Source organism: Streptomyces sp. OfavH-34-F, from assembly GCF_022347745.1.
Lineage (GTDB): Bacteria > Actinomycetota > Actinomycetes > Streptomycetales > Streptomycetaceae > Streptomyces.
Map to the genome: position 1 here is coordinate 1 of NZ_JAKRGC010000496.1, position 3020 is coordinate 3020.

Sequence of the window (3020 nt, forward strand, 5' to 3'; positions counted from 1 at the left end):
GGGGGGGGGGGGCGGGGGGGGCGGGGCGGCGCGGGCGCGCGAGCGAGGCGGCGGCACTCGTGGCGAGCCCGGCCAGCAGACCCCAGAAGGCCGAGCCGATCCCCAGCAGGGTCATGCCCGAGGCGGTGGCCAGGAAGGTGACCACGGCCGCCTCGCGGGACTCCTTGTCGGCGAGGGCCGTGGCGAGCGAGGACTCGATCGTCGCGAGCAGTCCGATGCCCGCGACGGCCATCACGAGTTCGTGCGGCATGGCGGTGAGCAGCGAGGCCACGGTCGCGCCGAGCAGGCCCACGCACAGGTAGAAGAAGCCGGCCCACACGGCGGCGAGATAGCGTTTGCTCCGGTCGGGGTGGGCCTCCTCGCCCGTGCAGATCGCCGCCGTGATGGCGGCCAGGTTGAGCCCGAACGCGCCGAAGGGCGCCAGCAGCGTGTTGGCCGCGCCGGTCCACGTCATCAGCCCGGACACCGGCACCTGGTAGCCGGAGGCGCGCAGCACGGCGACGCCGGGGAGGTTCTGCGAGGCCATCGTGACGACGAACAGCGGCGCGCCGACGCTGACCAGGACCCTCCAGTCGAACTCGGGGGCCGTGAAGACGGGGGTGGCCAGGGAGAGGTGGAGGCCGCCGGTCCGCCAGCCCCCGGTGAACAGGGTGGCCACCACCCCGGCGACCAGCGCCAGCAGTACCGCGTACCGCGGCAGCAGCCGGCGTCCCAGCAGGTACACGGCGAACATCGGGAAGGCCACCGCGAAGCTGTGCTCCATGGTGCCGAACAGGCCGGTGCAGAACCGCAGCAGCACCCCGGCCAGCAGCGCGGCGGCCAGGGGCACGGGGATGCGGTTCATCAGCCGCGCGAACCACCCCGTCACACCGCTCACCAGGATGAGCAGTCCCGAGAAGATGAAGGCGCCCACCGCCTGAGGCATGGACACCCCGACCAGACCGGTCGTCAGGAGCGCCGCGCCGGGGGTGGACCAGGCGGTCACCACCGGGGCCCGGTGGCGCAGCGACAGGCCGGCGCAGGTGCAGGCGAGGCCCACGCCGAGCGCCAGCATCCAGGAGGAGATCTCGCGCGCGTCGGCCCCGGCGGCCTTCGCCGCGGTGAACACCAGCGCCGCCGAGCTGGTGACGCCCACCAGCACGGCGATGAGCCCCGCCGCGACGGCGGAGGGCGGAGCGGCCGCACGGATGCGGGGCAACACGGACATGGGTGAGCCACTTTCGGATGCCGGGCGGTGCGGGGTCTGCGGCCCGGCGCACCACAAGCTGTTCCGTATACGGAACGTTCTGTTTGTGGAACACTAGGGACGCGGACCGGTGCCCGTCAACCAGGAAAGCGAGCGGTACGGCGATGGGGCTGAACGAGGACGTGGGGCGCAGGCTGCGGGCCCTGCGGCAGGACGCGGACGTGTCCCTCTCCGAGCTGGCCAGACGCTCCGGCGTCGGCAAGGGCACCCTCTCCGAGCTGGAGAGCGGCCGCCGCAACCCCACCCTGGAGACGCTGTACGCCCTCACGACCGCCCTCGGCCGCCCCCTCAGCGCGGTGCTGAGCGACCCGCCGCCGGGCGGCGGACCCGCGCGGTACGGCGCGGAGGTCTCGGGCAGCGCGGTCACCGCCGTGCTGCTGGAACGGTACGAGGACGGGGAGGCGGTCACCGACGTGTTCCGCGTGACCATCCGCGCCGGGGCCGTCCAGGAGTCGGACGCCCATGTGCCGGGCACGTCGGAGAGCCTGATGGTCCTGGCGGGCACCGCCGTCGTCGGGCGGCCGGGCGACCTGCGCACCGTCCGGCCAGGTGCGTCCGCCGGGTGGCGGGCCGACACGCCCCACGTCTACAGCGCGCCGCACGGCGATGTGCAGGGCGTCCTCTTCGTGCGCTGCCCGGTCGCGGGGGAGGCGGAAGGCGGCTGACCGCCCGCCTCCCACGAGCGGTGCTCAGCCGGTGCTGAGCAGGTTGACCAGCCGGATGTAGCGGACCCAGTCCCAGTGGGGGCCCGGGTCGGTGTGGTCGGCGCCCGGCACCTCCGCGTGGCCCAGGATGTGCGCCCGGTCCTTGGGGATGCCGTAGCGGTCGCAGATCGACGCGGTGAGCAGCGCCGACTTCTCGTACAGGGGAGTGGTGAAGTAGGCCGGCTGGTCCACCCACCCCTCGTGCTCGATGCCGATGCTGCGCGTGTTGTAGTCCCAGTTGCCCGCGTGCCAGGCGATGTCCTTCTCCCGCACGCACTGGTCGATGTACCCGTCGCCCGAACGCACCACGTAGTGCGCCGACACCTTCTTCGCCGGGTTCTGGAAGATGGAGATCGTCTCGGAGAACGTCTCCTGGGTGACATGGATGACGACGTAGTCGACGGGGTACGCCGAGGGGCGCGAGGAGGCCGTGTAGTTGGACGTCGACGCCGGTACCCAGTGCGCCGCCGGATAGTCCGTGGCGCCCGTCGTCGCGGCGGCGGCCCGGACGGAGGCGGGCAGCAGCGCGCCCGCCGCCGCCACCGCGGCGCCCTGGAGAATTCGTCTGCGTTCCATGCGTACTCCTGTGGGGGGAGGTGGAATGGGGGTTACGGAGGGTGGGGGCCCGGGCGCGGCGACCGGCGGCCCGTCCGGTGACCGTGACGCGCTGTCCGATGTACGGCCGGGTCGTGTGCGGCCCCACCGTACGGGTGCCGCGCACGACGCGGAAGACGGCAGGATATCCAAATCCTGCCCATATAAAGGACGTTGACGGCGTGTCAGCGCGTGTCGCGGGCGCGTTCAGTCGCCCCGCGCCTCCGCCCAGGCAGCCGCCGGATCGTCGTCGGACGGCCCTGCCGGGAACCACTGACCGTTCTCCTTCCGGTACGGGTACCAGCGCCCGTCCGGCCCGTACCGGAGCTGGAGGCCCCCGTCCGCCGAGGTCCAGCGGTTGCGCTCGGCACGCAGCCGCGGCGCCTCGTCCTCCTCCCACGCCTGCGCCAGCCGCGCCCGGGCCCGGGCCAGCTCCGCGCCCTCCGGCGTCCGGTCCTCGTCCAGCACGGCCAGCG

At 73.4% G+C, this 3020-nt stretch carries 3 protein-coding genes and 1 pseudogene; 1 reads left to right on the top strand and 3 read right to left on the bottom strand.

Going from position 1 to position 3020, the window contains the following annotated elements; translation table 11 throughout:
- Positions 1 to 1207, bottom strand: a 1207-nt coding sequence (locus MHW47_RS33895; RefSeq protein WP_239227683.1) for a benzoate/H(+) symporter BenE family transporter, incomplete at its 3' end; no start/stop codon positions are given.
- 143 nt (positions 1208 to 1350) lie between these two features.
- Here MHW47_RS33895 and MHW47_RS33900 point away from each other — a divergent pair.
- Positions 1351 to 1911 (top strand): helix-turn-helix domain-containing protein, encoded by a 561-nt coding sequence (locus MHW47_RS33900; RefSeq protein ID WP_239227684.1) that lies wholly within the window; start codon positions 1351 to 1353, stop codon positions 1909 to 1911.
- Between the two features lie 24 nt (positions 1912 to 1935).
- On the opposite strand, the gene MHW47_RS33905 is transcribed toward MHW47_RS33900, so the two are convergent.
- On the bottom strand, positions 1936 to 2526 hold the full coding sequence (locus MHW47_RS33905) for an N-acetylmuramoyl-L-alanine amidase (protein ID WP_239227685.1): 591 nt from the start codon (positions 2524 to 2526) through the stop codon (positions 1936 to 1938).
- Positions 2527 to 2751: 225 nt separating this feature from the next.
- Positions 2752 to 3020 (bottom strand): annotated as a pseudogene (locus MHW47_RS33910) (SWF or SNF family helicase); the annotation flags it as partial.